This window comes from Drouetiella sp., assembly GCF_059504425.1.
The window spans coordinates 1-26,917 of sequence record NZ_JCACIN010000019.1; the positions used below are offsets into that span (position 1 = coordinate 1).

The window sequence follows — 26,917 nt, forward strand, 5'->3', positions numbered from 1 at the left end:
AGAAACCTCGATCCTGCTTTTAGATGTCAATGAAATTTAAGATGCGTTTGCCCTGTTTTACTGGAGTAAGGAACTTTACTTTCGAGCAGGTTTCTGAGCTTGACTAGAAAAGTGAATGCGATCGCTCAACTGTCGCAGATTTCTCGCCAAGTCAGGATCGGTATTCTTGAGCTGGCTGATCTTTTCGCAGCTATATAGAACCGTTGTATGGTCTTTGCCACCGAAGACTTCGCCAACCTTGGGTAAGCTGAGGTGGGTATGCTGCCGCATCAAAAACATACCAATTTGACGAGCAACGCTGATTTCACGACGACGGGAGCTGCCCTTCAAATCTTCGATCGGGATTTCAAACATTTCTGAGACAGCCGTAATGACCGCTTCGGGCGTGGCTTCAACGCGATCGTTGGGCGGATTCAGTACAGGAGAAATATTCTCTACCGTCATGGGTAGACCCGAAATCGAGGTGTAGGCAACGGCTCTAATCAACGCCCCCTCTAGCTCTCGGATATTGGATGTATAGGTGGAGGCGATGTACTCAATCACATTGCGCGGCAGACGAATGTTGTCGTATTCGGCCTTCTTTTGCAGAATCGCCATGCGGGTTTCTAGATCCGGAGCCTGGATATCGGCAATCAGCCCCATGGAGAAACGAGAGCAGAGGCGCTCCTGCAAGCGGGGAATTTGGCTAGGGGGGCGATCGGATGCAATCACCACCTGCTTACCTGCCTCGTGCAGCGTATTGAACGTGTGGAAAAACTCTTCCTGGGTGTACTCTTTGCCCTCAATGAACTGAATGTCATCCACCAGCAGCACGTCCACCGCCCGGTAATGCTCCCGGAAGCTCTGCATACTGTCTTTGCGGATGGCGGCAATCAGGTCGTTGGTAAATTTCTCGGTCGAGACGTAAAAGATCTTTGCCTCTGGGTTGATTTCTAGGCGGTAATGCCCAATCGACTGCATCAGATGAGTCTTGCCCAACCCAACCCCGCCACAGAGGAATAAGGGGTTAAATTCGCGTCCGGGAGATTCGGCTACCGCCAGAGATGCCGCGTGCGCCATACGGTTATTGGAGCCAACGACGAAGCGAGAGAAGACAGACTTGGGATTCAGCTCAGAGTGGCGAACGCGCTGCGTGGTTTCTGCTACCGGAGCCTGCATGGGTAGCGGCATTAGCGCGTCGGAGGCTTCCAAGGGCGAACTGTCGGCTGCACCTCCCGGCTTAACGGCAATATGAATCTCGACCGAGTAGCCCAAGATGTCTTGAACCACGTCTGCGATCGCTTTCACGTAATATTTTTGCAGCCAATTGCGGGCAAACGGGTTGGGCGTGCAGATCATCAGGCTCGTCTGATCGAGTCGCTCGGCCGTAGCAGGCTTAATCCAAGTCTCGAAAGTCGGGCGGCTAAGCTGAAGCTGAAGCCGCTCCAGCACCTGATTCCAAAAACCCTCTAGACTCGTTTCCACCGCTCACCTCGATCTTTAATGCAGTGAGTATAGTCGAAACTTCGCCTTGTCTACACAGAAATTTCCCACAGTTTTTTACAGTTTTTTTATAGCATCAGGCTTAATCAACGCGCTCTAGCTGCCACAAAATCTGGTTGCCTTCTCGACGGACGCGGGACACCACCCAGTTTCGCCATACCCAGTTGTCGCCCCGACTGGTAACGGCGCTGGCGTTTACATCCATCAAGTCAGCCAGTTCTGAACTGGTGATCAAATAGCCTTTGCCCGCGATCTCATCGGCCATATGCAGCGTTTCGACCATGTTACGTAGCTGGAAAACCCTCACCTCACGCGGCAAGTCCAAATCTAAAGTTTCAGGATTAGGCAAACTGGCAGGATTCATAGCTGATTCGGGTTCAGGTTCATGAAGGTCAAGGGCAGCAGGATCAGCGCTCTGAGTGGATTGTATCGTTTTCGATAGGGAGATGTTAGGCGGGGAAGAGCTAATGTCAACCGTTTTCTGCAATTTGGGAGTTCCGCCCAGAGAGAAGGCGCGGGCAATCTCATCACAGCGATCGTTCCCTACATCGCCAGAGTGCCCTTTGACGTAGCGCCAGTCCAGCTTGAACTGGCGGCTGGCTTTCTGGTTGAGCTGATCCAGCGTTTCCCACAGCTCTTGATTTAGCACAGGCTTATTGGTAGAAGTTTTCCAGCCCTTCTGCTTCCAGCCCTTAATCCACTTGGTGATGCCGTTTTTGACATACTCGCTGTCGGTATATAGACCGATCGGCTCAGATTGGTCAGTCTTGACGAGATATTCCAGAGCTGCGATTGCCGCCTGAATTTCCATGCGGTTGTTGGTGGTTTGGCGATCGGCTCCCCCCATTTCATGCACTGAGCCGTCGGCAAAATACACGACTGTTCCCCACCCGCCCGGTCCCGGATTTCCAGAACAGGCACCGTCGGTGTAAATGCTTTTAATTAGCTTGCTCATAGAAACTTAGCCCCAAAACCTTTTCACAGAAATGTAGCCACAGAAGAACTGTAGTATAGCCGTACTTGATTCTACTTGAGCAATGGATACGCCCAAAATATTGCCCAAAATATCAAGCTGCCCAAGATTTCTGGCTCAAGACTCCTTTAAGGTCGTCCAGCATTCTTGGGCGATCGCCCAATTTTCCTGGGCATGAATCACCAATACCTTTACCGTGGAGTCTGCGGCGGAAATCAACTGATCCTGAGGACGGCTATTGTTTTTCTCTGCATCTAGCTTTATCCCCATATACGAAAAGTTTTCGCAGGCTCTAGATCGAATATCAGCGGCGTTTTCGCCTACGCCTGCCGTAAACACCAGCGCGTCTATACCGTTGAGAGTAGCCACCATGCTGCCGATCAAAGCCCGCAGCCGATGGATGTAGATATCTAGCGCCAGCTTGGCGCGCGGGTTGTCCTGTGCCGCTTGGGTGACTAACCGCATGTCGTTGGAAATGCCGGAAACGCCCATCAGACCCGAATCTTGGTTAAGCGCATGATCGAGCCGATCGATCGTGTAACCCTCCTCCCGCAGCATGTAAAGCAAAATGCTGGGATCGACTGAGCCAGAGCGATTGCCCATCATCAGTCCGTCTAATGGCGTGAAGCCCATCGTAGTATCGACGCTGCGACCGTCTTGAATGGCGGCGAGCGAACAGCCGTTGCCCAAGTGGCAGGTGATGATTTTCAAATCCTCTAGACTTTTGCCTAAAATCTGCGCCGTTTTCTGGGCACAGTAGCGGTGATTGGTGCCGTGGAAGCCATATCGCCGCATGCCCTTTTCTGACCACTCGTAGGGAACGGGATAAACGGCAGCAAAGTCGGGAATGCGGGCGTGGAAGGCGGTGTCAAAAACCGCCACCTGCGGCACGTCACCCAAGATTTCCTCAATGGCGTTGATGCCTTCCAAATTAACGGGATTATGGGCAGGCGCTAGATCTGAGAGATGATCGATCGCCGCTTTCACTTCTGCTGTAATCCTCACGCTGTCCTTGTAGTCCTGTCCGCCATGCACCACCCGATGCCCCACTCCCTGAATTTCGGACGGGTCTGCGATCACTTGAGTTGCGCCACTCCAGAGGGTGCTGAGCATATGCTCCATCACAGGCAAGCGAGATTCAAACGCCGTGGATTCCTTTAGCTCTTGCCCCTTAGCCTTGACTTTGAGTTCGGCTTTGTCTCGCGACCAGTCAATCTGCGCTTCCCAGATAGGTTCGGGCGGCTGATCGGGCAGGCGATCGTCTGGGACATCATAAAAACAGCTTTTTTGACTGCTCGACCCGGCATTCAGCACCAAGATTTTCATGGCTTTCCAATTCAGCGGCTTTTCAACTCAGCAATAGCACGGCATCCTTCAGTTTGCCGGAAAGTTCGCCGATAGGAAAGTTCGCAGGATTGCAAATGACGTGAATCTGGACTCATGGAGCAAGAAATGCCTGTATTTTTGCCCAAACCTGCTCCAGCAGATCCGGGCAATCGGCGTCAAACCAGGCGATCGTCGAGTCAGCCCTAAACCAGGTGCGCTGCTGCTTGGCAAACTGGCGCGTGTGTAGGACGATCGCTGCCTCCGCCTCTGCCCGTGAGGTCTTTCCCGATAGATAATGCTTAATCTCTTGATAGCCCAAGGTATTGAGCAGCGGCAAATCTGCGCCGTATTTTTGACAAAGTGCCGCCACTTCTTCCACAAAGCCTGCCGTCATCATTTGCGCTGTTCGCCTATGGATGCGCTGCCCCAAAGCCTCAACGTTGGCGCAATCTAACCCAATTTGCAGAATCGGGTAGGCAGGAGGCACTTCGCCTTGCTGAGCTGAAATCGGCTGACCTGTGACGTAAAACACCTCCAGCGCCCGTAGGGTTCGCACCGGATCGTTGGGGTGAATTTTTTTTGCCGACCAGGGATCAATTTGCTCTAAGAAGGCATAGCATTGAGGCTGTCCTAGGGAGCGGAGCTGCGATCGCAATTCTTCCTGAGGCGGAACTCTGGGAATTCGCAAGCCGCGAACGATCGATCGGATGTAGAGTCCGGTGCCGCCGACGAGGAGAGGGACAGGGCGTGGGATTTGGGGTGTAGCGTGAAATGTGGCAATTAGCTCCTGTGTCTGCTGCTGATATTGAGCCAGGGTGAGGGTTTCGGTGGGATCGCAAATGTCGATCAGGTAATGTGGGACGCGATTTTGTTCAGCGTTCGAGGGTTTGGCAGTGCCAATGTCAAATTCACGGTAAACCTGGCGAGAGTCGGCACTGAGAATAGCCCCATTCAAGCGTTCTGCTAACGCCAAAGCCAAACTCGATTTTCCAGTTGCCGTCGCACCGCAAATCACGACTAGAATAGGAAGTGCGGGAAGTAATACGTTTGTATTGATAGGACTTGCAGACATTAAGGTTCACACGTGTAACAAAAGCTATATATGTTAAGTCTTGTCAAGATAAGCGCCAACCCATCCCCTTGCAGAACCGCGTCTCAGACTAGCTTAAAACAGCCTTAAACAGTTTTCTGCTATAATTTTGATGTATTTTGATGTTTTGAAGTTATTAGACGGCTTCAAACCGCACAAAGGAGCACTTCATCCATGACGACTGACTACGGTGCCGACCAGATTCAGGTTTTAGAAGGTCTGGAGCCTGTCCGGAAACGACCCGGCATGTACATTGGTACGACGGGTCCCCGTGGTTTACATCATCTAGTGTATGAGGTGGTGGATAACTCTGTTGACGAAGCTTTGGCGGGTCATTGCAAAAATATCCAAGTCAAGCTAGATGCTGATGGCTCGGTCACCGTAACCGATGACGGGCGCGGCATTCCGACCGATATCCATCCCCGCACAGGGAAGTCTGCGCTAGAAACCGTCATGACGGTGCTGCACGCAGGGGGCAAATTTGGCGGCGGCGGTTATAAAGTGTCTGGTGGACTGCACGGAGTTGGTATTTCCGTCGTCAACGCTTTGTCCGAGTGGGTGGAAGTGACGGTGTGGCGGGAAAACAAGGTGCATCTCCAGCGGTTTGAACGGGGCGTGCCTATTGGCGAACTGCAAGTTAAACCTGCTGCTGGACATCCGACTGGAACTTCTGTCAGCTTCAAGCCTGATATTCAGATTTTTACGATTGGCATTGAGTTCGACTACAATACGCTGTCGGGTCGTCTGCGCGAACTGGCGTACCTCAACGCTGGGGTAGAAATCACCTTTACGGACAATCGGCTAGAGCTGCTAAAGGTCAGCGAACCGCGCGTAGAAATCTACCACTACGCGGGCGGCATCAAGGAATACATCAGCTATATCAATAGCGACAAGCAGCCGCTGCATGAAGAAGTCGTCTATGTGCAGGGCGAACGCAACAATGTCCAGATCGAGGTGGCTCTGCAATGGTGCGTTGATGCCTACACAGATAACCTGCTGGGTTTTGCCAACAACATTCGCACGATCGATGGAGGCACCCATCTAGAAGGGCTAAAGGCAGTGCTGACCCGAACCATGAATGCGATCGCCCGGAAGCGCAACAAGCTTAAAGAGGGCGATTCTAACCTGGCAGGCGAAAACATCCGCGAAGGGCTGACGGGCGTGATCTCGGTGAAGGTGCCCGACCCGGAGTTTGAAGGACAGACTAAGACAAAGCTGGGCAATACTGAGGTTCGTGGCATTGTCGATTCGCTGGTCGGGGAAGTCTTGACAGAATATCTAGAGTTTCGTCCTAGCGTTGCCGACGCAATCTTAGAAAAAGCGATTCAGGCTTTTAATGCGGCTGAGGCGGCGCGACGGGCGCGTGATTTGGTTCGCCGTAAGTCGGTATTGGAGTCTTCAACCTTACCGGGCAAGCTGGCAGACTGTAGCTCCCGCGACCCTTCAGAGTCAGAAATCTTCATCGTGGAGGGAGATTCTGCGGGCGGAAGTGCCAAACAAGGACGCGATCGCCGCTTCCAAGCCATCCTGCCGCTCCGGGGCAAAATTCTCAACATTGAGAAAACAGATGATGCCAAGATCTATAAAAATACTGAAATCCAGGCGCTGATTACCGCTCTGGGTCTAGGCATCAAGGGCGAGGAGTTTGATCCGTCTCAGCTCCGCTATCACCGTATCTGCCTGATGACTGACGCAGACGTAGATGGGGCACACATTCGGACGCTGCTGCTCACTTTCTTCTATCGCTATCAGCGATCGCTAGTCGATCAAGGCTACATCTATATCGCCTGTCCGCCGCTCTACAAGATTGAGCGGGGGCGCAACCACTACTACTGCTATAGCGATCGCGAACGGGAGCAGATTACCTCTGGCTTTCCAGACAACGCCAAGTATGACATTCAGCGGTTTAAGGGCTTGGGCGAAATGATGCCGCAGCAGCTTTGGGATACCACCATGAATCCTGAAAGCCGGACGCTCAAGCGCATCGAAATTGAAGATGCCGCAGAAGCCGATCGGATCTTTACAGTGCTGATGGGCGATCGCGTGGCTCCCCGGCGCGAGTTCATTGAAACCTATGGCTCAAGACTCAATCTAACTGATCTAGATATTTAGGGCTTTTCTCGCTGCCACCAGAGCAGGTAAACCAGCACACCGACCTGCACAGGAAGCAAGATCAGCTCTTGCTTCAGGAGGGGCGATTCTAGCCCAGAGAACGCGGCAAAATAGACTGCGCCAAGCAGCGGTAGGGCAAAAATTAGGCGCTTCGGCTTTAAAGTGGGCATTTTTAAGGTGGGCATGGCGATCGCGAAAAAGAGTAAGGGAACCTACAGCGCTTTTGCACCCAGAGTCAATTGTTGCCAAAGAATTGTATCGGCAAGGTCGAAGGGCAGCAGTCCGTTTCCATAGCGTGCATACATACGGAGCGCATAGTAGCCAAAGAACAGCAAAATACCGATCGCAATGAGGATCAAGTACCTCTCATTCAAGAAAGACAATTGCCCATAGTCGGTCAGCCTGCGTCCTGCCATTAATTCAATGGCGGCATAGAAGGCCACAACCAGGCAAATGCCAAACAGAAAAGGGGCAAACAGATGATAGGTTAGAGCCTGCTGCCAGTCTCCTCGGACGATCGCCATAAACGATCGCGTCATGCCGCAGCCCGGACTGGGGAAGCCAAGCAGCTGCTGGAAAAAACACTTTTGCGGCGTGAGTCTTAGCCCCTCATTGTAGAGAAATGCACCGATTACGGGTGCAAGACTCAGTCCTAAGATAGCCCAGCGAATCCATACACTGGAGCTTGAAAGGGTGGGCGATCGTTTAATCCGACGTTCAATCATGACTTTTAAGCCTCATATGCTAGAACCAAGGCTTCTTACCCGTAATATAAGTAGCCACAAACTCTTCATCGCTCTTAGTCAGGTAAATAATGCCTTCCGCTAATCCCACTACGCCCATGGCGGTTGTTGCTAGCACAGGGATGACAAAACAGGACAGTACAATTCCGGCTACCGAGACTCCCAGCATAATGAAAGCTTCAGACTTGTAGCCCAAAATGAATTTATGAACGCCAAAAGCGCCGATTAAAATGCCGCAAATTCCGGCAGCAATCTTTTTATCTGCGCCCGGTAGGGTGGAATTAGTCACGGAAAACTCCTTTAAATAGCTTGAGATCAGGTGAGCTGGAACAAAATTTTGGTTCCAAACCAAACTTCGGTTCTGGGATTAATGTGCCCGGATCAATCTCAAGACAAACGGAGGGTTGTAGAATTCTTTACTGCACGTTACAGATGAAGGACAAAGCCAGATGGATGTGATTCCAGCGATCGACCTGCTCAACGGGCAATGTGTGCGGCTCTACCAGGGAGACTATGCCCAGTCGCAGGTATTTGATGAAAATCCGATGGCGGTGGCGCAGCAGTGGGCAGCGCAAGGGGCAACCTGGCTGCATCTGGTCGATCTGGATGGCGCAAAGGCGGGGCATCCAGTGAACCAAGAAGCGATCGCGGCAATTATGCAGTCAGTGGATGGGCTGCCTGTGCAGGTGGGGGGTGGCTTGCGCGATCGACAGTCGGTGGCAGATCTGCTGGCGCTGGGCGTGCGGCGGGTGATTCTCGGCACGGTTGCCGTTGAGCAGCCAGACTTAGTGAAGGCGCTCTGCCAGGAGTTTCCCGGTCAAATTGTTGTGGGTATTGATGCCCGCAACGGCAAGGTGGCAACACGCGGCTGGCTAGAGACTTCTGAGGTGGAAGCCGTCACCCTGGCGCAGCAGATGGCAAATTTGGGCGCTGCCGCCATCATTTACACCGACATTCACCGTGACGGCACAATGCAGGGCCCCAACCGCGAGGCTTTACGAGAGTTGGCAGAGGCGATCGCCATTCCGGTCATTGCCTCCGGCGGCGTGAGTTCCATCACAGACCTGCTGAACTTACTGGCGCTGGAGCCGATCGGCGTGAGTGGGGCGATCGTCGGGCGGGCGCTATACACGGGCGATATTGTCTTGAAGGAGGCGATTCGGGCGGTAGGGAACGGACGCTGGCAAGATGTGCCGCCTGATTTGGGCAACTCGGCATTTGCGTAAGCCTAGAAAAATTTTGGATTGACTCTGAATCCAGAATAGAGCAGCCCATTGGTCTGTCAATTGTTAGCTGACGGGTGGATGAGTGGATGAGGGTTCCCATCTCACCCATCTACCCTCTTACCCTCTACCCATCTACCCGCTCACTACTACTTGACTAACCACTAACGCCCCCAGCGAAAGACAGCCGCGCCCCAGGTTAGCCCTGCCCCAAAGCCGGAAGTGGCGATCGCATCCCCACTCTTAATCTTGCCCGATCGCACGGCTTCATCTAGGGCGATCGGGATGGAGGCGGCTGAGGTGTTGCCGTAGCGTGCCATATTGCTGATCACTTTCTCAGAAGGAATGCCCAGACGATCGGCAACGGCATCTAAGATTCTCTGGTTTGCCTGATGCAGCACCAGCCAGTCTACCTGCTCGACGCTGAGATTGGCGCGAAATAGGGCTTTCTCAATCACTTCCGGGACTTTGCGAACGGCAAAGCGATAGACTTCCTGACCATTCATTTGAATGAACTGAAAGCTGCCTTGCCCGATCGTCACTGGCTCAATCAACGTTTTAGGCTGCGCCTGATAGGCTAGGGTCAGGCAATTATTCTGAGTGCCGTCGCTGCGTAGCTCAAAGCCCAAGAGGCGATCGCACTCCAAATTTGCTTGCATGACTACAGCCCCGGCTCCGTCGCCAAACAGAACACAGGTACGGCGATCGCTCCAGTCTGTCCAGCGTGAAAGAAGGTCGCCGCCAATCACCAGCACGTTTTGATAAACTCCGGTACGAATAAACTGCGCCGCTGTCACTAGACCAAACACAAAGCCAGAGCAGGCTGCCGTCAGATCGAAGGCAACCGCTTTCATGGCTCCTAGCTCTGCTTGAATTTGACTCGCCGTCCCAAATAAATCGTCAGGAGTGGAGGTCGCTAGGATAATCAGATCCACATCCATTGGCTGGATGTTCGCCATATCTAGAGCTTTTTGGGCAGCTTCAACGGCGATCGTCTTCAGAGATTCCTGGGGCTGTGCTAGGTGGCGCTGCCGAATGCCCGTGCGATCGGCGATCCACTCATCGGAAGTCTCGACAATTTGGCTGAGAGTGCCATTGTCCAAAATATGAGCTGGCGCAGCGGAGCCGCTTCCAGTAAAGGCAATGCCTATTCCGTTCAAGATTTACTCTCCGTCTAGGGCAGTAGCTTCAGTTTTGGGAGACAGTTTTGGTGACTCAGCCTGATACTGGGACTGTAGGCGATCGAGCACTCGGTTATCAACCGCTTCTTTGGCGATGCGGATGGCATTAAAAATCGAAGGAGCCTGAGAACTGCCGTGGCTGATGATGCAGATGCCCGCCACGCCCAGCAGCAAACCGCCGCCATGTTCCGCATGATCGATTCGCTGTTTAATCCGCTTTAAGTTGGGCTTGAGGAGCAGGGTACCCAGCTTGCCGCGCCAGCCGCGAGGCAGCTCTTCTCGCAGGATTTGCAGCAGCACGCCACCCACTGCTTCGGCAAACTTCAGCAGCACGTTGCCGACGAAGCCATCGCAGACAATCACGTCAAAATTGCCGGACAGAACATCGCGCCCTTCGGCATTTCCTGCAAAGGGAATGCGAGGATTTTGCTCCAGCAGCTCGTAGGTGCGCAGCGCCAAATCATTGCCCTTAGAAGGCTCCTCGCCAATATTCAGCAGCCCCACCTTGGGTTTCTCGATTCCCAAGACATACTGGGCGTAAATGGTGCCCATAACGGCAAACTGCTCCAGAAACTTGGGGCGACAGTCTACGTTTGCGCCCATGTCGAGCAGCAGTACCGACTTGCCCGCCAGGATAGTGGGCAGCACGGTACCAATGGCAGGGCGATCGATACCGGGCAGACGACCTAAGCGCAGCAAAGCCGAAGCCATTGCCGCGCCCGAATGCCCCGCAGAAACCACTGCATCCGCTCGACCTTCCTTTACCAAAGTCATTGCCACGTTGATGGAGGATTTGGGCTTGCGGCGGATCGCGGTTAGCGGCTCCTCATGCATTTCCACCAAATCCTCTGCGGGCACCACCTCTACCTGAATAGAGGAGCTGTGTTGCTTAATTAAGTCGGCGAGCTGCTGCGGGTCGCCAACGAGCAGGATCTCCACACCCAGCTCTGCCTGTGCCCTCAGTGCACCAGCTACGATTTCGGCGGGAGCAAAATCTCCCCCCATTGCGTCAATTGCGATCCTTGCCTGAGTCGATCCCATTGATGAAGAGTGATAGAAACCTCACAAATTTTATCAGATGGACTCTACCCAGCGGTGCAGAGAATTAACAGGAATCCAGATTTGCTCAGCAATTTACTGGCAATTTACTGGCAATTCACTGGCAACTTGCTCAGTAAAACCTATTCGACTTCGCCCGGTGGGACAATCCGCTGGAACAAATAGCCTGTTCCGCGCGCCGTCAGAATTAGCTCAGGGTTGCTAGGGTCGTCTTCTAATTTGGCGCGTAGCCGAGAAATATGCACATCCACGACGCGCGTGTCCACATGACGCTCAGGCGTATAGCCCCACACCTCTTGCAGAATCTCCGAGCGAGAGAAAGGTTCGCCCGATCGCCCTACCACCAGTTCTAGCAGGCTAAACTCCATGCCCGTCAGCCGAATGCGCTCATCGCCCTTATAAACCTGTCGCTTGTTGGTATCAATGCGGATGTTGTTAATGTGAATCACGCCAGAGCTAGGAATTCCAGAGCTACCGACCTTTTCAACGCGCCGTAGCACCGATCGAATGCGGGCTTCTAGCTCTTTGGGCGAGAAGGGCTTAACCACATAATCATCAGCTCCTAGCTCCAGACCCGTGATGCGATCGGCAACATCGCCCAAAGCCGTTAGCATAATAATGGGCACATCAGACTCTTTGCGAAGCTCTTGGCAAACCCCATAGCCGTCTAGCTTCGGCATCATCACGTCCAGCACTACCAAGTCAGGATTGGCATTGCGAAAGGTTTCTAGCGCCTCTTCTCCATCTGCTGCCGTAACCACATCGTAGCCAATCATAGAAAGCCGCGTTTCCAAGATCCGCCGGATGCTCGCTTCATCATCTACAACTAGAATTTTTTCTTTATGATTTTCCAATTTACTTAACACTCCTTAAAAAATCATTTTCAAAGTTAGTTTTTGTCGCTCTATCATTAAGATATCGGCTTATTCAATTCACATTAGAACCCCAGACTGCCTATTATATGCAGTTTTCAGAATTTTCTTAACTTTTCTTGCTCATGGATTTTAGAAACAGTTCTTACTGAAAGTCTTAACGAGTTGTTAAAGAATCGATCCCCCAATTTTCAACATTATCTCCAGTGAAATTTGGGGACTCTAACAAAAAACTAAGGTTTTACATAACGCACTTCAGATTTGAATGGGCAAACCATGGCTAAGTCTCGATCGCTCTACGTTTGCAATCAATGCGGCACTGAATCTTCTCAATACTATGGCAGGTGTCCGGCTTGCAAAGAGTGGAACTCTCTGCTGGAGCAGGTCGTTGCCGCCACGCCCACGGGAAACCGCGCCGCCTCGCTCACGACTTCGCGTAAGCCACACGCTGCCAAAGCCCAGCAAACTGCTCCTATTGCGGCTCTCACTCTTCAGCAGATTGCTGACTATCCCCAATCTCGCCTGTCTTCTGGCTACACCGAACTCGATCGCGTTTTGGGTGGCGGCATTGTTCCGGGTTCACTCGTTCTTATTGGCGGCGATCCAGGTATCGGCAAATCGACGCTGCTGCTACAGGCAGCCAATCGGCTGGCGATGCGGTATCGAATGCTTTACGTCTGTGCCGAAGAGTCGGGGCAGCAGGTAAAGCTCCGATCGCAGCGGCTAGGCATTGGGCGGGTAGCGGCAGATGAGGAAATCGAGACAGCAGAATACGACTCGTCCAGCGCTGTAGAAGCCGTTTCCAATAATCTCTATTTGCTGCCTGAAACCGATCTAGAGTCAATTTTGCGGGAATTAGAGTCACTGCGACCGCAGGTTGCTGTGATTGACAGTATCCAGGCACTGTATTTTGCCTCGCTCAATTCTTCGCCAGGATCGGTGGCTCAGGTCCGGGAATGTACTTCTGCGCTGATGCAGGTAGCAAAACGAGAGAATATCTCGCTGTTTATTGTTGGCCATGTCACCAAAGAAGGGGCGATCGCAGGGCCTAAAGTTCTGGAGCATCTGGTAGACACGGTGCTGTATTTTGAGGGCGATCGCTTTGCCAGCCATCGGTTATTGCGTGCCGTGAAAAATCGTTTTGGAGCCACCAACGAGCTGGGCGTGTTTGAGATGGTCGATCGCGGCTTAGAAGAAGTCCGCAATCCCTCGGAGTTATTTTTGGGCAATCGGGAGGAGCAGTCTCCGGGCACGGCAACGATCGTGGCTTGTGAGGGAACGCGACCGCTAGTAGTGGAGCTTCAGGCATTGGTTAGCCCCACGAGCTATCCTTCACCCCGGCGATCGACCACGGGTATTGAATACAACCGGCTGCTGCAAATTTTGGCGGTGCTGGAGAAGCGGGTCGGCATTCCCCTATCTAAGCTCGATGCCTACGTTGCCTCTTCGGGCGGGTTAAACGTGGGGGAACCTGCGGCAGACCTGGGTATTGCCGTGGCGGTAGCGGCAAGTTTTCGCGATCGCACGGTCGATTTAGGGACAGTTCTGATCGGTGAAGTGGGGCTAGGCGGACAGGTGCGCCCTGTCTCGCAAATGGAGCTGCGGCTAAAGGAGGCTGCAAAGCTAGGGTTTAAGCGGGCGATCGTGCCTACGGGTCAGATTCCCTCTGGCGTGGGACTGGAAATCATTCCCGTCTCGCGGGTGGTGGATGCAATTACGATCGCGCTGGGGGGTGGGAAGGCGTCAGCTTCAGAGAGTGACGCGGAGAATTAACCCCACATTGGTGCTGGCGATGAATGGGAGGGTTGGGGGCGAATGTAGAACATGGAATACTTTTCAAATGTTCGCTTACACAGCATTCATCTCCCCATTAGGCAGTGCCTGGAATGATTTGAAGATCTTTAAGATGTCATTTGCGTTGAGATGGTACTTCATTGAGACCATCCAAAAAGAATGAAAAATCTATCCCTTTGACGAAATGGAGAGATAGAGAATTAAAGCTGCGATCGCCCAGTGGGATGACATGAATGGGCGAAGTATTGCTCTATCAAAACTCATATGCTAGAGCAGTCAAAAGTTAAGGGTGGATACGGCGCCGTGGATAATGACCTAGGTAGTCAAATTACTGACTCCAAGTTTGCTGTTTATACCTGCGAGATTAACCTCAAATTCAGGTTGATTGAAGAGCGGCAGGTAATCTATAACCGTGAGCTACTCTTGGAGCGTCTACTAGACGCTATTTCCTGTCGCGCTGATCAGTACCTTGAACCGATTGAATCAAACGTGAAAACTCAAGAGCTATCTGACATGGAGGCTTCTCCACAGATGCGTCGTCAGCTCATTTGGCTACGCAACTCTAAAAATATCTCCTAAATTTCCTAGTATTGGCTGATGTTTAAATACCCTAGATCTGCTTTGCCCTGCCGCTCGTTTACACTTAGAAGTCTGTATTGAATGCTACTCAATTCTTCCAATCCAGATAGCCAGGGTTTGCGTACTTATAAAGGATCTTAGTTAGCGATTCTCCGATCCAGAATGAGCCATGAGGTAAACCAAACAATCGTCGCTCGCTCAACCAGGTGCTATGAAAAATGTAGTGCCGCACTGTCAGGACTTCTACATCGAAAGCAGATGACAATTGATCAAAACAGTGGTACCGAAAATAAAAAAAATGCTCTGAGCGAAAAAATAGAAGGTCAGACCAGTCATTCTGAGTTTGCCGTCTATGATTGTGAAATTAATCTGAAGTTCAGACTCATTGAAGAAAAGCAAATTCTTAACAAGCGAGACGGTCAGCTTCTACAGCTTCTTCTAGACGCTCTAGCTCAGGGGGCTGATGCGTATCTTGAACCTACCAAAGCAGAGGTAAAAGCTCAGGAGGTTCCTGATGACAAAGTTTCTCCACGCATGCGTCGTCATTTGATTCGCTTGCGTAACTCTACAGATCCTTAACTTTCGTGCGAGAGATGCGAACCTGCGGTCACCAGTTGAATGGTTAGCCCTTCGCGGGCAAGACCTGCGTTAGGAAAATGCTTTTGGGCTTCTAACTCAACCCGATCGAGAAAATCATCTGTGTAATCCGAATCGTGATGAAAGAGAGCAAGCTGCTTTGCCTGAGCCAGCATTGCTATCTCTACGCCAGTGCTCCAGACTGAAGAGAGCTGATCACAGCCATTTGGCTGACTACCTGTAACCTGAGCCGCATCGTAGATCAGCAAATCTGCGTGGTGCGCCAGATAAAGCAAGCCTTGATCCACCTGATTGACTGAAGTATGAATTGAGGTTTCAATATCAGTTGCGTAGACTGCCGAGTATCCGTTCCAGGTGACTCGATACCCCAATGCGCCATTAGAGCGATTAAGGGCGATCGCTTCTACCACTACGTCATCCAGCTCAATCACCGATCCAGGGGCGATATCGTGAAATTGAAGGTGCGATCGCATTGTCTGGATGGGCGTTGGAAAATGAGGGCGTAACATTTGGCTATAAAGGCGCTGCTTAATGGATGCGCCGTTTGCTCCTACCGCTCCATAAATGTCAAACCGATTGCCTGGATGAAAGGCAGGCACAAAAAATGGAAATCCTTGGATTCGATCCCAGTGCGTATGCGTGAAAAATAGGTGAGCCTGCACAGGTGCTTCGTGGATGAGAGACTTTCCTAACGCTCGTAGTCCTGTGCCTCCATCAAAAATTAAGTGCTTGCCGCCAGCACACATCTCGACACAAGCCGTGTTGCCGCCATAGCGCAGGGTTTCAAAACCGGGGGTGGGAATGTCTCCTCGCACGCCCCAGAATTTCACCGTGAATCCCAATGATCGGTCGATCGCCTCTTTGGGCAAAGTTCCACTAGACAAAGTTCCGCTGGGCAACTGAGAGCGATTCATTGAAAAGTCAAAGCCTGACATTTGAATTATTGATTTAACCCTTGATTAGCAAAGCTTCACGGTTTTTACATTCTTCCTACTCTCAGAATTCCCTAATCTGAATCGGCTCAATCAAGCATTTAGTGGTAAGTATCTATTAACTCCTTGCAAATTAGGTTTAGTGGGGGCGCAACCCCCACTAAACCTAATCTCAAAACTTTAATCTGCAAGAGGTCTATTGTTGTCCATCGTAAGCAGAGTAGGCAATGCCTACCCTATCAAGTAGATCTGAGAATAGGTTACTACATTGAATTCTTAAACCCTGTCTACTAACCCTGCCTACTTTTGCGCTGCTTTAACGCAAGCTTCGACTAAAGGCATGACCTGATCGACATCCTTCCACCCTAAAATCTCAGTCACCTTCTTTTCCAGATTCTTGTAGCTTCTGAAGAATTCGGCAATTTCTTCCAGACGATGGGGTGATACGTCCTTCAAAGACTTCACGTCAACATAGCGAGGATCTTTATCGGGAACGCAAAGAATTTTTTCATCGCGATCGCCGCCATCAATCATCTCTAACATGCCAATGGGACGAGCCGCAATGACACAACCTGGAAAAGTTGGCTGATCCATAAGCACGATACCATCTAGCGGATCACCATCATCAGCCAGCGTATTGGGCACAAACCCGTAGTCGTAGGGATATTGCACCGAAGAGAATAGCACTCGATCCAGCGCAAAAGCATTCATATCCTTGTCAAACTCATACTTGTTCTTGCTGCCTGCTGGAATCTCAATCAGAACGTTGATAATTCCCGGCTTAGGCTGGGCAGGAATGAGCGTTAAATCCACAGCGTTTCTCCAAATAACAAAACTAGGGGGTGTAGCCAAAAGCTTGCACATGCAAAACTCTAACCCATTTTAGCTACCCCTCTGAGAGCATTTTTGGTGAGACTTACGCAGATTAAAGCGAAATCTGTCCCCCAAACTCCAATTCTGGGGAAGCTGGAGTTCAAAGTCCCCCAGGATTGGGGAGTTGGGGGAGCTGATGCGTAAGTCCATAAGCAATGGCTTCAGCTACTCTCTGCTTTTCAAAATCTGAGGTGGCGTTTGCCAGACTTGACCTACAGAAAACTCTTCTGAAGAATTGCTTGAGGAAACATGATCGGAGGAAAAGTGGGCGATCGCAATCATCGGGACAGTTAACGTCAGGAGGGCGATCAGGGTACCCAAAAGGTTGGCTAGCGGTTGAGAAGTCTGTACAGGGGGGTTGCTAGCTGTACTACCAGGTTCCATATTGAAAATTGCTCTGTAAATTAAATGTAGATTGGACGTGGCTTCGCAGATGGCTTAAGGGCTAAGCCATAAGAGCTAATGCCATAAGGGCTAATATGACTATCCTAGAAGCAGATTGTAAATGCCCTAAACCATTTTAGTCATCTTCCAGACGATTCATCATCCGCAGAAACTCTAGAGGCAACCCATCTGCATCGGCAATAAACGCGACTTCATAGACGCGATCGCCAATCATCTGCTGCGTTGGCTCTAGCAAAACCTGCAAAGGCTGCATTGGCTCTGAGGTTTGAGCGTTCTGAAATTTATCCTTTAGATGGTCTAGCCACTCCGGTAAATCAGCAGTGATGTCTGTCAAATCAAACGACAGGTGATAGTAGCCCGTGTAATGCTCATCCCCGAAGGCATCGGCTGCCGGACGAGGCTGAGGCACCTGCAATAGCTCAATTCGTCCACCCAAACCTTCCATCCAGCACGCGAGGGTAATGCCTGCCGTAAATCGTTCGCAGACTTGAAACCCAAGCTGTTCGTAGAAGGCGATCGCCTGATGAATATTGGAGGTGCGAATGGAAGCGTGATGCATAGTAGGCTTCTTACAAATTAGGTTTAATGGGGGCGCAGCCCCCACTAAACCTAATCCCAAAACTTTGATTTGCAAGAGGTCTAATGAGGGGCGAACTGAATAACTGGAGACAGGCTGTTCAAACAGACGGCTATTCAAACAGACGGAAGTAGGGATAGCGAACGGGTGCGCCCGGTTCTTTTTCCAAATCAAAGTTGATTACATCCCAGCAAGGTTCCTCAGCCGAGTCGGGACTAAACTCGACCGGAAGCCCGTATAGCCTTGGGCGAGGCGCATCTGGCTGACCTCGCCAAGGGGCACTGCGCTCCAGATAGGTGCCAATCAAATCTTTGTAACGCTGGGCAATAATAACGCGGGTAGCACGATACCCTTGCGTATAGAGGCGATCGAGCGCTTCATGAATTTCAAAGCGGATGCCGTCTGGATGCGTGTGCTGACGGTACCATTCATTGTTCCACTGCCGCCAGTGCCGCCCAGACTGGAGATGGACTAGCTCAGCCGTCTTGGGGTCTGCCTCAAACGCACCATGCCGATGACAGAGATAAGTATCGGTGAGTGTAAGCGCTGGAATCGTTTGGCGACAGTGAGGACATTGAATTTCTGCACCAAAGATTGGATATTGTAAAGCTGGGTTCATCATTAATTTGGTGTCAGCATATGCGACCTGAGCCAATTCCAGTAGTTTTATTATACTCTGTGACAAATCTGGAGTCTTGGAAAATCTGGTAGAAATAATCCGCATGAGTAGCTATTGGCCTCCCCCTGATTTATCAAAAGCCGCCTTTGTTGCGCCCAATGCCACGATCGTCGGTCATGTAGAAATTGCGTCTGGCGCAAGCATCTGGTACGGCGCGGTAGTCAGAGGAGATGTCGAGCGTATTGCCATTGGCGAATGCACTAATATTCAGGACGGCGCAGTGCTGCATGGCGATCCGGGTCAGCCGACCCTTTTAGAGGCTCATATCACTGTGGGACATCGCGCCGTGATTCACAGTGCTCAGATTGGGCAAGGCTGCCTGATTGGAATTGGGGCGATCGTTCTAGATGGCGTCAAGGTTGGAGCAGGCAGCATCATTGGCGCAGGGTCGGTTGTCACTAAAGATGTGCCTGAGCGATCGCTGGTCATGGGCATTCCGGCAAAAGTCTCGCGAACTCTTTCAGAAGCTGAGGTAGCGCATTTGATCGATCATGCGCTCAAATACGAGAAGTTGGCATTAGTTCATGCAGGGCGAGGTGCCGATTTAGGGTTTGTTCTTTAGACCTAGCTTCTATGGCGCTACGCGCTCAGATCCAATGAGTTATTTTTTGAGAGCCGCGCGGAGCGCGGCTCTCAAAAAATAACTCGTCCTAACTCAATTACGTAATGCCATAAATATAGAGGAACGGCTAAGGCGGTTAGGCTTAGGACATTTAGGGGTGGGGCGCTGCGCCTCACCCCAAATGTCCTAAACAAACTGGTGACAGCTATGAATATTAATTGTAAATATATGTAACGCTAGACCTAGTAAAACCCGCCATTTCAAAGCAAAATAGAGCTTAAACATGAGAGTTATTTATAATTCTTTAAGGGAGAAACTTAGCTATGGATTGGCGTATTTTAGTTGTGGTGTTGCCCCTGGCGCTGGCGCTGGGTTGGGTGTTTAAGAACATTGGACAGGCTGCGTTGAAGCAGGGCAAAGACTTCATCGATAAGTAAGCTTGAGCTGAAAGATTTGCTTTGTGAGCGGAAAAACAAAAAATTGTCAGTAGTTTGATGTGAGTCAGATTGTTGTAACTCCTGGATGCGATCGCTTTTGTGAACCCTGTTTTATGCGGGATCTGAGGGCGATCGCTTTTATGCCCGTCTTATGGCTGCGAATTTGCCAGATCTACTGCAACAGCAGACTCACCGTTTGCAGCAGACCAATGACCAGCCCCAAAACGCCACCCAGATTGACGATCGCCTGAAGTTCGCTTTTGACAATGCCCTGAATTGCCAGCTCTAAATCCTTGGGAGAGGTTGCCCGGACGCGATCGATAATCACTTGATCGATATTCAAAATGGGAATAGCCTGAGCCACGATCATTTCTAGATCTCGCTCCAGGTAGCGCTCTAGCACCAGGGTCAGCTCCTGGCTGACGGGCTGAAGGGCGCTAGTGACCGCATCTGAGGTGCGCAAGCGATTGAGCAGCAGCGCCGCCACATTATTCCAGTCGATCGAATCGCTCAGCCCCTGTAAGACATCGGAGCCTTTGAGCTGAACATAGCCCCGGACGCTGTCGCGCATGGTTTTCCGCAATTGCCGCACGGTAGAAACAGGCAGGTTTTGCAAAGAGAGATTTTGCAACAGCTCTTTGAGGCGAGCTTGAATTCCCAGAGAGGTAACCAGCTCAGCAATGCGGGCGTTGCTCTGTTCGCGATCGTCCAAACAGTAAGTCCGCAGCCGCGTTAGAGTGTTTCGCACTCCAAACAGGTTGGCGACCACCCAGTAGGTACCGCTGGTTTTCTCGCGCAAGCCTTCGTCGATGACACGAATATTGCGATCGGTTAGGAAATCGACCAATACCTGCCGAATAGCATCAGGCGGCAACACGGTTTCCAGCAGCCAGCTAGAGAGCTGAACTGCCTGTGCTTCAGTCAGCCTTAACTCTAGAAGCACCTGGTCAAAAATTTGGTTGAGCTGGGTTTCCAAAAAGTCTTCGCGCCGCGCCATGACCTTAATGAGACGGGGCAGCGACTGTCCCAGCAAATCTCTGAGGATATTGGCAACAATCTTGATTGCCTTTTCTTCATTCGCTCCTTGAGCTTGTTCTAGCGCTAGCCCCAGCAGCCAGTAGATTGCCGCTTGGATGCGTTCGGTTTGCAGTAGCTTCCGCGCCAGGTTTTTTAGCTCGTCGGGGGTCAGCAGCGATCCCATAATAGTGTCAGCAATGCGCTTTGCTAGGCGCTCTTGGTTGCTAGGAATAAGTCCGGGGGTGAAGGGAAGCCGCCTACCGCCGACATACAGCGCTCGATAGGGTCGAAACAGCATTTTGATGGCAATGTCATTGGTGAAGTAGCCAATGATGCCACCTACGATCGGCGGTGCCGCTAGAGTCCAGAGAGTCGCAAGATCCAAGGGAGTTAAGAATGGGGGTTAAGGATTAGAGGGTTCACTATTACTTCGTAGCAACCAGGATACCCATCATGTCAGCAGCGATCGGGTAATGCACGGCATGGGAAAATCCGGCTTGATCCGCCAGAACGACCTGTTCAGCGCCAGATGGAAAGCGATCGAGACTGGGGCTAATGTAGGCATACTCTTCTCTCAGACCCAGTCCTGCTGCCATCGGCACTACGAGGGTATCCAGATACCATTGCTGCAAGCTACGCAGATACGGGTTGCTAGGACGATGAAAGTCGAGAATGGCAACTTTAGCACCTGGTTTCAAGACGCGCTGGAGTTCTTCAAGGCTTCGCGGAATATCGGTGACGTTGCGTAGACCGTAGCCGAGGGTTGCTGCATCAAACTGGTTGTCATCAAAAGGAAGATGGAGGGCATCACCTTCTATCCAGGTTATGGGTAGCGGCTGAAAGTTTTGCTCAACTCGCTGCCGAGCTGTTGCCAATAGCGCCGCCGAAAAATCTAGCCCATAGACTTGTCCCCCATAGGCTTGTCCCCTATAGGCTTGTTGCCCATAGGTTTGCCCTTCGGCTTTTGCACCTGTCTTTGCGCCTGCCTTTGCGCCTGCCTTTGCACCTACCTGTCTAGCAAGCATCTGGGTCAGATCACCGCTACCGCAGCAAACATCCAAACAAACTGAGCCAGGAGAAGCATTGCTCCACTTAACCGCCATTTGCTTCCAAACTCGATGCAGCCCTAGGCTAAGCCGATCGTTTAGGCGATCGTACTCAGGAGCAATGCGATTAAATATTGTCTGAATATCTTTAGCAACAGGAGAGGCAGTTGAATTAGTAGAAGCCAAGTTTACAGAAGCACTGTTCACAGAAACACTGCGGTTAGTTTATAAGCTAATCCTACACAATCTGTGAGACAGGAAGTTTGCGGATTAAATCTCAAATGCTTGGAGGATTTCCGAACTGAAAATCTGCTGCAAATTGATTAAGCACAGGCGATCGCCATGCCAATCTGCTGAGTTGCCAGGTTAATGAGCATCAATTTATCAGCTTGCACAAGGTGAGGCTTGCTCCATTGCAGCGACAGGACGGCTACCACCTGATGCTTGAACACCACAGGAGCGACTATATGCGCTCGGATGTCTGAATCACCAGGGTGGAGCCGAGGTTCTAAATCGTTTGGCACAGAGAGTTTTTGCACAGAAGACTGGAGTTGGTGTGTAGCGATCGCTGCCTCTACTAGCGGATCTTGATCGAGGGGCTGACCCAAACCCTCGCTTTCAGAACCATAGACTCCTTGCACACCCAAAGATCCCTCGACGCTCTCTCCCTCGACGCTCTTTCCCTCAACTCTCTGGACAACACAACGATCGGCACCCAGAGCTTTGCCACAGGCATCAGCGATCGGCTTAAGGCAATCATCTTTGTGAGCCGCCTGAGCTACTGCTGCAATAATTAGGCTGAGTAGAGTGGTTTGAGCTTGAGCCTGATGCAGCTCCTCCGTCCGCTGCTTTAGCAAGTCATAGGTTTCAGCTGCTCTTTGCACAACGCCCTTTAATTCATGGGGGTCCCAAGGCTTCGTGATGTACTTATAAACCTGTCCAGAGTTAATTGCCTCTACAAGGTCTTCAACATCCGTAAAGCCTGTCAGAATAATCCGCATTGTGTCAGGAAACTGAGGCACAGTCTTGCTCAGAAACTCAGTTCCTTTCATTTCTGGCATTCGCTGATCAGAAATAATCACGGCAACTTCGCCTTCAGTTGACAAAATCTCCAGAGCCGTGATGCCGCTCTCAGCCCTCAAGACGTTGAAGTCTCTCCGGAAGGTGCGATAGAGCAGGTCGAGATTGTCTGGCTCATCATCCACGACCAGCATCTTAGGCTTTTGAGGACGCTCTGAATTCATAAACTGGCTAGGGGTAGGTTCTGAAAAGGCACTACTCATAAAACTGTACTCTTGCAAGGCTAAGGTCTAATGGATTTGAAGCTTGTAAAAATGAGCGAGTCAAACAGCCCTTTTGAGAGATTCTGCCTCCGAGCAAATTCAAATCAGGGCTGCTTCGCTTAGTCTTGCCACTTTTGACCTAGTTCTAACTCTCTAACGGAGGCTAATGAGAAAACAGACACAAATTATTGTGTCAACTCTAGCGCCCTAACCCAAAATCATTGGGGACATAGTCTAGCTACATCCCCAATCTCTAAGGCAATAATTTTTTGGCAGCGATCGCAAAGAACCTATGGTCATTGCTTATCCTACCCCTACCTAGCTTTGCCGCAGACTCTCAAGAATCGCTAATATCAGCAACTAGGCGATCGAGCAACAGGCGCTTCAGTTTATCTCTCACTCAATTTATCTTGTACTCAAGATGTCTCACTTTTAACTAGCGTAGCGAGGATGTAGCGTCAATACGCCCTAACGAAAACGCCTCTTGCGGCGAGCCATAATTGCTTTACGCTTGTGTTTTTCTAAAGGAGTCTCAAAATGGCGATGGCTCTTAACATCTGCTAAGATGCCCGCCTTTGAAACCTCTCGCTTAAACCGACGCAAAGCAGACTCAATTCCTTCATTTTCGCCTAAGACCACTTGGGTCATCCTGGGTGCTCCTTAACTTGAGGGACTATAAAAAATAGCTGGGTCAGCCACACACGAGATAACTGACTATGACATTTTAGGAATTATAGGCAGCTTCGGCAATACAGATTTTAAGGTAAATCTTAGAGAATCAGCGAACTAAAGATAAATTCATAGAACCAAAGTTAGTTGTGAGGGCGACATTAAGAGTTTCAAGAGCTTGCACCAACCACTCAACCGCCTCACGGGCAGACATTTCATAATGGCTGAATAGAATAGAGAGCCGCCGCTCTAGGCAAGGTCTGACCTTGCGACAAATCAAGACAATTTTGAGCAAGATGCCAATGGTGGCGATCGGGCCTAAGTTGGTGATTAGATCAATAAACATAAAGTGGTTGGGGCTTTGGGGCTTATCGGCAACCAAAAAGTTGAGCAGGTGGTTGCAGATACGAATGAGCCAAAAATCGTTGAGGCACTGGTGGCTGCTGTCGGGCAAAACGTCTTGCAGATAGTAGTAGAGCTGGTTATTAAACTTGCGATTGCCATAGGCTGGATCAACCGAAGCCGTGATGTATTGATATAAATCGTCTTTGAACGATCGAATAGAGGGCGATGAGCCAACATGGGTCATGAAGTTGAGTGCAATATCTTTGTGAGTTCGCGACCCTTCGATCTTGCCAATATAGTGATGTAGGGCTTGACTCAAATCTTGATCGGTGAGCAGCGTGGGGTTCGTGACCGGAAGGATAATGTGCTGAGAGTCGGCAGTGGGAGATTGGGTGGAATGCGATCGCCTTACCTGATAGGTCACATACTGCGACAGATCAATCTCGAACTGTTTTTGTCGAACGAGCTGAATTTTCTGCACGGTTGTCTTCTGTTCTTGCGTACTCCCGTCACTCAGCAAGCAGTGTTCATATAAGTACGGATAGCGGCGAATCAGCATCCCTAGGGGGCGATTGCCCTGAGATTCGGCGGCTTCAGTTAACACCTGAGCCAGACGGCGCAACGTCAAATATTGCTCTGTTTCGGTAAATTGGTTGATGAGGCTATGCAGCCGTTTAATGGTGTAGGAATGGGTGGCGCTGATGCCAAACGCATGGGGTGGCGACTCAAATAGCTTCACAAGCTGCGGAATTGCCAGCTGCGACTGAGGGCGAGCTTGCCAACGGTTAATCAAAATGTGGCAGCAGCGATTGAGAATGTAGCGAAAGTCTTCGGTTGCTAGCTCAGACCCCACAATCTTTTTCAACGCCTGAGAGATCTGCTGATCTGGATAGCCCGTTCCATTCAGAAACAGCGTTTGGAAACGCGTAATCATTTCTGTCGGTGACTCTAGCTCAATCCAGTGCAGCAAATGATCGTAGATCTGCTGCTCTTCCTGCATGATGGGGCGATTGTAACGACTCATCTGACTATCGGTAACCACAGTTGACAATTCCAATAAATTCCAAAACTCGCAAGGCGCATACTTGAAGGCTCATACTTACTAAGCCAGTACGTACCGCACGAGTATCCGTAACAGATGATTGAACTTACGCCCAGCGTATCCGATAATACTCGGAATCTATAACTAGATCTTGTGATTAATATCACTGCAAGTTTAAATTTATGAATAAGCTAAGCATTTTTACGCTGGTTTTTCATCTTTGAAGCTTCAAAGAGCCAAATCTAGTCTACGTGTTTTTACTCATGCTAGATTTAAAGTATACTCAAATACCTTAAATTGCGTAACGGTTAATCCGATCGCCCCATTTGCGAGAGGATGATTTGCAGGGGTATCATGGCTGCTAATTCATCCAGCGCTGATTTCATTTGGCTCTTACATTTGGCTGGTGTTGGTCTAGACAGATTAGACCTCTTGCAAATTAGGTTTAGTGGGGGCTGCGCCCCCACTAAACCTAATCCCAAAACTTTAATCTGCAAGAAGTCTATTGTTGATTTTTTGTTGATTTTTTTGAAAGGAGCGCTGAGCGCTCCTTTCAAAAAAATCAGCAACACATTTGAAACACAACCCATTTGGCTCTTATCTGTCGAAATTTATCTACATAACCATTTATCTATATAACCAAAGTATCCAGCATGGCTTGTCGCGTTTCTTTGGGTCAGTTAATCGAAATTTTGGATGCCACGCCCGTTAATTTGACGGCAGCAGCTTTATCGCAAAGGGCGATCGGCGTTGTCACGGATAGCCGTCACCTTCAGCCCGGTGAAGTCTTCTTGGCGCTGCGGGGCGATCGCTTTGATGGGCATGGGTTTGTGCCGACGGTGATTCAGCAGGGCGCAATTGCGGCGATCGTTGATCGGGCTGACGATCAGGCTCAGCTGCCACTGCTCTGGGTGAAAGACACGCTGCAAGCCTACCAGGCGATCGCTCACTGGTGGCGCAACCAGTTTAAGATTCCGGTGATTGCCATCACAGGTTCGGTGGGAAAAACCACCACGAAAGAGCTAGTTGCCGCAGTTTTGGCGACTCAAGGCTCGGTGCTGAAGACTCAGGCGAACTACAACAATGAAATTGGTGTGCCTAAAACATTGCTGGAGCTAGAGCCAAGTCACGACTATGCGGTGATTGAAATGGGAATGCGGGCGGCTGGAGAAATTGTGCTGCTGACGCAGATTGCCCGTCCTGACATTGCTCTCATTACCAATGTGGGCACGGCGCACATCGGCATCTTGGGATCGGAACAGGCGATCGCCAATGCAAAATGTGAGCTACTGCAACAGCTTCAGCCCACAGGCACAGCAATTCTGAATCAGGACAACGATCGCCTCATCCGGACGGCAGCAGAAGTCTGGCAAGGCAAAACCATCACCTACGGATTGGAAGGCGGCGATTTGCAGGGGGAGTGGGTGGATGCTGCAACGTTGCGAGTCGATGGCATAGACTTTAAGCTGCCATTACCCGGTCGGCACAATGCCCTCAATTATCTGGCGGCGCTAGCAGTTGCCAAAGCTTTGCAGATTAATTGGGAAAGTTTGACGCAGGAACTATCCGTCGAAATGCCGAAAGGACGATCGCACCGCAGGGAATTGCCTCACGACATCGTGATTTTGGACGAAACCTATAATGCGGGACTGGAATCGATGATTGCCTCCCTGCATCTGCTGGCTGAAACTCCCGCTAAGCGAAGAATTGCGGTGCTGGGCACCATGAAAGAGCTGGGCGATCGCTCTCCAGAATTTCATCATCAGGTGGGTGTGGCGGCGCAGCAGCTCAACCTGGATGCCCTGCTGATTTTGGCAGATGCTGCCGAAAGTCAGGCAATGGCGGCGGGAGCAGGCAGCTTGCCCACGGAGCAATTTTCTAGCCATGATGAGGTTGTGGAGCGGCTGCGAGAAACGATGCAGTCAGGCGATCGTATCTTGTTCAAGGCATCGCGGGCAGTTGGGCTAGATCAGGTCGTGGAGGAACTTCTCAAAAACGCTAGGTGAATTTTTTTATATT

Annotated in this window: 28 protein-coding genes; 8 read left to right on the forward strand and 20 right to left on the reverse strand. The window is 50.8% G+C overall.

Translation table 11 applies throughout. The features are described 5' to 3' along the window. Nucleotides 1-75: 75 nt before the first annotated feature. The 4 genes from dnaA to miaA all read right to left on the reverse strand — a co-directional run bounded on the left by dnaA (nt 76) and on the right by miaA (nt 4,853). Nucleotides 76-1,464, reverse strand: coding sequence for a chromosomal replication initiator protein DnaA (gene dnaA, locus AC5JMP_RS03935; protein WP_495850126.1), 1,389 nt, complete (start codon nt 1,462-1,464; stop codon nt 76-78). 100 nt (nt 1,465-1,564) lie between these two features. Then, nucleotides 1,565-2,437: a ribonuclease HI gene (gene rnhA, locus AC5JMP_RS03940; protein ID WP_495850127.1), complete on the reverse strand. Its 873-nt coding sequence runs from the start codon at nt 2,435-2,437 to the stop codon at nt 1,565-1,567. Between the two features lie 135 nt (nt 2,438-2,572). Next, the gene (locus tag AC5JMP_RS03945) at nt 2,573-3,781 is read right to left on the reverse strand and encodes an acetate/propionate family kinase (RefSeq protein ID WP_495850128.1); all 1,209 of its coding nucleotides are present in this window, start codon (nt 3,779-3,781) and stop codon (nt 2,573-2,575) included. 112 nt (nt 3,782-3,893) lie between these two features. Then, on the reverse strand, nt 3,894-4,853 hold the full coding sequence (miaA, locus tag AC5JMP_RS03950) for a tRNA (adenosine(37)-N6)-dimethylallyltransferase MiaA (RefSeq protein ID WP_495850129.1): 960 nt from the start codon (nt 4,851-4,853) through the stop codon (nt 3,894-3,896). A 192-nt stretch (nt 4,854-5,045) separates the two neighbouring features. Here miaA and gyrB point away from each other — a divergent pair, with 192 nt between their 5' ends. Continuing rightward, nucleotides 5,046-6,983 (forward strand): DNA topoisomerase (ATP-hydrolyzing) subunit B, encoded by a 1,938-nt coding sequence (gene gyrB / locus AC5JMP_RS03955; RefSeq protein WP_495850130.1) that lies wholly within the window; start codon nt 5,046-5,048, stop codon nt 6,981-6,983. Here gyrB and AC5JMP_RS03960 read toward each other — a convergent pair. The 3 genes from AC5JMP_RS03960 to AC5JMP_RS03970 are packed head-to-tail and all read right to left on the reverse strand — an operon-like array spanning nt 6,980 to nt 8,015. Continuing rightward, nucleotides 6,980-7,168 (reverse strand): hypothetical protein, encoded by a 189-nt coding sequence (locus tag AC5JMP_RS03960; RefSeq protein ID WP_495850131.1) that lies wholly within the window; start codon nt 7,166-7,168, stop codon nt 6,980-6,982. The genes gyrB and AC5JMP_RS03960 overlap by 4 nt on opposite strands. Before the next feature lie 27 nt (nt 7,169-7,195). Next, a complete protein-coding gene (locus tag AC5JMP_RS03965) occupies nt 7,196-7,708 on the reverse strand; it encodes a DUF2752 domain-containing protein (RefSeq protein WP_495850132.1) in 513 nt (170 codons plus the stop codon). 19 nt (nt 7,709-7,727) lie between these two features. Continuing rightward, a complete protein-coding gene (locus tag AC5JMP_RS03970) occupies nt 7,728-8,015 on the reverse strand; it encodes a TM2 domain-containing protein (RefSeq protein WP_495850133.1) in 288 nt (95 codons plus the stop codon). 160 nt (nt 8,016-8,175) lie between these two features. Between AC5JMP_RS03970 and hisA the strand changes: the two genes are divergently transcribed. Beyond that, complete coding sequence (hisA, locus tag AC5JMP_RS03975; RefSeq protein WP_495850134.1) at nt 8,176-8,952, forward strand: 1-(5-phosphoribosyl)-5-[(5-phosphoribosylamino)methylideneamino]imidazole-4-carboxamide isomerase; 777 nt, start codon at nt 8,176-8,178, stop codon at nt 8,950-8,952. 161 nt (nt 8,953-9,113) lie between these two features. Here the strand turns inward: hisA and AC5JMP_RS03980 are convergent, their stop codons facing one another. The 3 genes from AC5JMP_RS03980 to rpaB all read right to left on the reverse strand — a co-directional run bounded on the left by AC5JMP_RS03980 (nt 9,114) and on the right by rpaB (nt 12,043). Then, entirely contained in the window at nt 9,114-10,109 is a 996-nt protein-coding gene (locus tag AC5JMP_RS03980; protein WP_495850135.1) for a beta-ketoacyl-ACP synthase III, read from the reverse strand. Between the two features lie 3 nt (nt 10,110-10,112). Beyond that, the gene (gene plsX, locus AC5JMP_RS03985; protein ID WP_495850136.1) at nt 10,113-11,171 is read right to left on the reverse strand and encodes a phosphate acyltransferase PlsX; all 1,059 of its coding nucleotides are present in this window, start codon (nt 11,169-11,171) and stop codon (nt 10,113-10,115) included. A gap of 140 nt (nt 11,172-11,311) precedes the next feature. Then, a complete protein-coding gene (gene rpaB / locus AC5JMP_RS03990; RefSeq protein WP_495850137.1) occupies nt 11,312-12,043 on the reverse strand; it encodes a response regulator transcription factor RpaB in 732 nt (243 codons plus the stop codon). A 294-nt stretch (nt 12,044-12,337) separates the two neighbouring features. On the opposite strand from rpaB, the gene radA reads away from it, so the two are divergent. The 3 genes from radA (at nt 12,338) to AC5JMP_RS04005 (ending at nt 15,013) form a co-directional block, all read left to right on the forward strand. Beyond that, nucleotides 12,338-13,834 (forward strand): DNA repair protein RadA, encoded by a 1,497-nt coding sequence (gene radA, locus AC5JMP_RS03995; protein ID WP_495850138.1) that lies wholly within the window; start codon nt 12,338-12,340, stop codon nt 13,832-13,834. Between the two features lie 324 nt (nt 13,835-14,158). Next, nucleotides 14,159-14,434, forward strand: coding sequence for an Npun_R1517 family heterocyst differentiation transcriptional regulator (locus AC5JMP_RS04000; RefSeq protein WP_495850139.1), 276 nt, complete (start codon nt 14,159-14,161; stop codon nt 14,432-14,434). Nucleotides 14,435-14,692: 258 nt separating this feature from the next. Further along, entirely contained in the window at nt 14,693-15,013 is a 321-nt protein-coding gene (locus AC5JMP_RS04005; RefSeq protein ID WP_495850140.1) for an Npun_R1517 family heterocyst differentiation transcriptional regulator, read from the forward strand. Here the strand turns inward: AC5JMP_RS04005 and AC5JMP_RS04010 are convergent. The 5 genes from AC5JMP_RS04010 to AC5JMP_RS04030 all read right to left on the reverse strand — a co-directional run bounded on the left by AC5JMP_RS04010 (nt 15,010) and on the right by AC5JMP_RS04030 (nt 18,440). After that, on the reverse strand, nt 15,010-15,945 hold the full coding sequence (locus tag AC5JMP_RS04010; RefSeq protein WP_495850141.1) for an MBL fold metallo-hydrolase: 936 nt from the start codon (nt 15,943-15,945) through the stop codon (nt 15,010-15,012). The two genes, AC5JMP_RS04005 and AC5JMP_RS04010, sit on opposite strands and share 4 nt — an antisense overlap. A gap of 318 nt (nt 15,946-16,263) precedes the next feature. Further along, entirely contained in the window at nt 16,264-16,776 is a 513-nt protein-coding gene (locus AC5JMP_RS04015; protein ID WP_495850142.1) for an inorganic diphosphatase, read from the reverse strand. Between the two features lie 225 nt (nt 16,777-17,001). Then, a complete protein-coding gene (locus AC5JMP_RS04020) occupies nt 17,002-17,220 on the reverse strand; it encodes a TLTLP motif-containing protein (protein ID WP_495850143.1) in 219 nt (72 codons plus the stop codon). 136 nt (nt 17,221-17,356) lie between these two features. After that, nucleotides 17,357-17,800 carry a VOC family protein gene (locus tag AC5JMP_RS04025; protein ID WP_495850144.1) on the reverse strand — a complete coding sequence of 148 codons (444 nt, stop codon included), beginning with the start codon at nt 17,798-17,800 and terminating at the stop codon, nt 17,357-17,359. 130 nt (nt 17,801-17,930) lie between these two features. Next, nucleotides 17,931-18,440, reverse strand: a complete 510-nt coding sequence (locus AC5JMP_RS04030; protein ID WP_495850145.1) for a TIGR02652 family protein — start codon at nt 18,438-18,440, stop codon at nt 17,931-17,933. Between the two features lie 100 nt (nt 18,441-18,540). Between AC5JMP_RS04030 and AC5JMP_RS04035 the strand changes: the two genes are divergently transcribed. Together AC5JMP_RS04035 and AC5JMP_RS04040 are read left to right on the forward strand one after the other, a co-directional pair. Next, on the forward strand, nt 18,541-19,059 hold the full coding sequence (locus AC5JMP_RS04035) for a gamma carbonic anhydrase family protein (RefSeq protein ID WP_495850146.1): 519 nt from the start codon (nt 18,541-18,543) through the stop codon (nt 19,057-19,059). A 323-nt stretch (nt 19,060-19,382) separates the two neighbouring features. Next, nucleotides 19,383-19,496, forward strand: a complete 114-nt coding sequence (locus AC5JMP_RS04040; RefSeq protein WP_495850147.1) for a photosystem II protein Y — start codon at nt 19,383-19,385, stop codon at nt 19,494-19,496. A gap of 172 nt (nt 19,497-19,668) precedes the next feature. Here AC5JMP_RS04040 and AC5JMP_RS04045 read toward each other — a convergent pair whose 3' ends face one another. The 5 genes from AC5JMP_RS04045 to AC5JMP_RS04065 all read right to left on the reverse strand — a co-directional run bounded on the left by AC5JMP_RS04045 (nt 19,669) and on the right by AC5JMP_RS04065 (nt 24,898). Further along, nucleotides 19,669-20,898, reverse strand: coding sequence for a DUF445 domain-containing protein (locus AC5JMP_RS04045; RefSeq protein WP_495850148.1), 1,230 nt, complete (start codon nt 20,896-20,898; stop codon nt 19,669-19,671). A 40-nt stretch (nt 20,899-20,938) separates the two neighbouring features. Next, the gene (ubiE, locus tag AC5JMP_RS04050; protein WP_495850192.1) at nt 20,939-21,745 is read right to left on the reverse strand and encodes a bifunctional demethylmenaquinone methyltransferase/2-methoxy-6-polyprenyl-1,4-benzoquinol methylase UbiE; all 807 of its coding nucleotides are present in this window, start codon (nt 21,743-21,745) and stop codon (nt 20,939-20,941) included. Between the two features lie 137 nt (nt 21,746-21,882). Further along, entirely contained in the window at nt 21,883-22,842 is a 960-nt protein-coding gene (locus AC5JMP_RS04055; RefSeq protein WP_495850149.1) for a response regulator, read from the reverse strand. A gap of 468 nt (nt 22,843-23,310) precedes the next feature. Beyond that, the gene (rpsU, locus tag AC5JMP_RS04060; RefSeq protein ID WP_495850150.1) at nt 23,311-23,490 is read right to left on the reverse strand and encodes a 30S ribosomal protein S21; all 180 of its coding nucleotides are present in this window, start codon (nt 23,488-23,490) and stop codon (nt 23,311-23,313) included. 130 nt (nt 23,491-23,620) lie between these two features. After that, nucleotides 23,621-24,898, reverse strand: a complete 1,278-nt coding sequence (locus AC5JMP_RS04065) for a Sll1247 family protein (RefSeq protein ID WP_495850151.1) — start codon at nt 24,896-24,898, stop codon at nt 23,621-23,623. Nucleotides 24,899-25,551: 653 nt separating this feature from the next. Between AC5JMP_RS04065 and AC5JMP_RS04070 the strand changes: the two genes are divergently transcribed. Further along, complete coding sequence (locus AC5JMP_RS04070; RefSeq protein ID WP_495850152.1) at nt 25,552-26,904, forward strand: UDP-N-acetylmuramoyl-tripeptide--D-alanyl-D-alanine ligase; 1,353 nt, start codon at nt 25,552-25,554, stop codon at nt 26,902-26,904. Nucleotides 26,905-26,917: the final 13 nt, after the last annotated feature.

Bases quoted from the DNA above. Each gene is read 5' to 3' on its own strand.
- rnhA (WP_495850127.1), bottom strand. From the start codon at position 2,437: ATGAGCAAGCTAATTAAAAGCATTTACACCGACGGTGCCTGTTCTGGA.
- hisA (WP_495850134.1), top strand. From the start codon at position 8,176: ATGGATGTGATTCCAGCGATCGACCTGCTCAACGGGCAATGTGTGCGG.
- AC5JMP_RS04055 (WP_495850149.1), bottom strand. From the start codon at position 22,842: ATGAGTAGTGCCTTTTCAGAACCTACCCCTAGCCAGTTTATGAATTCA.
- rpsU (WP_495850150.1), bottom strand. From the start codon at position 23,490: ATGACCCAAGTGGTCTTAGGCGAAAATGAAGGAATTGAGTCTGCTTTG.
- AC5JMP_RS03965 (WP_495850132.1), bottom strand. From the start codon at position 7,708: ATGATTGAACGTCGGATTAAACGATCGCCCACCCTTTCAAGCTCCAGT.
- AC5JMP_RS04030 (WP_495850145.1), bottom strand. From the start codon at position 18,440: ATGATGAACCCAGCTTTACAATATCCAATCTTTGGTGCAGAAATTCAA.
- AC5JMP_RS03960 (WP_495850131.1), bottom strand. From the start codon at position 7,168: ATGCCCACCTTAAAAATGCCCACTTTAAAGCCGAAGCGCCTAATTTTT.
- miaA (WP_495850129.1), bottom strand. From the start codon at position 4,853: ATGTCTGCAAGTCCTATCAATACAAACGTATTACTTCCCGCACTTCCT.
- AC5JMP_RS04020 (WP_495850143.1), bottom strand. From the start codon at position 17,220: ATGGAACCTGGTAGTACAGCTAGCAACCCCCCTGTACAGACTTCTCAA.
- AC5JMP_RS04025 (WP_495850144.1), bottom strand. From the start codon at position 17,800: ATGCATCACGCTTCCATTCGCACCTCCAATATTCATCAGGCGATCGCC.
- AC5JMP_RS04010 (WP_495850141.1), bottom strand. From the start codon at position 15,945: ATGAATCGCTCTCAGTTGCCCAGCGGAACTTTGTCTAGTGGAACTTTG.
- AC5JMP_RS03945 (WP_495850128.1), bottom strand. From the start codon at position 3,781: ATGAAAATCTTGGTGCTGAATGCCGGGTCGAGCAGTCAAAAAAGCTGT.
- plsX (WP_495850136.1), bottom strand. From the start codon at position 11,171: ATGGGATCGACTCAGGCAAGGATCGCAATTGACGCAATGGGGGGAGAT.
- AC5JMP_RS04005 (WP_495850140.1), top strand. From the start codon at position 14,693: ATGACAATTGATCAAAACAGTGGTACCGAAAATAAAAAAAATGCTCTG.
- gyrB (WP_495850130.1), top strand. From the start codon at position 5,046: ATGACGACTGACTACGGTGCCGACCAGATTCAGGTTTTAGAAGGTCTG.
- AC5JMP_RS04070 (WP_495850152.1), top strand. From the start codon at position 25,552: ATGGCTTGTCGCGTTTCTTTGGGTCAGTTAATCGAAATTTTGGATGCC.
- AC5JMP_RS04035 (WP_495850146.1), top strand. From the start codon at position 18,541: ATGAGTAGCTATTGGCCTCCCCCTGATTTATCAAAAGCCGCCTTTGTT.
- AC5JMP_RS04040 (WP_495850147.1), top strand. From the start codon at position 19,383: ATGGATTGGCGTATTTTAGTTGTGGTGTTGCCCCTGGCGCTGGCGCTG.
- radA (WP_495850138.1), top strand. From the start codon at position 12,338: ATGGCTAAGTCTCGATCGCTCTACGTTTGCAATCAATGCGGCACTGAA.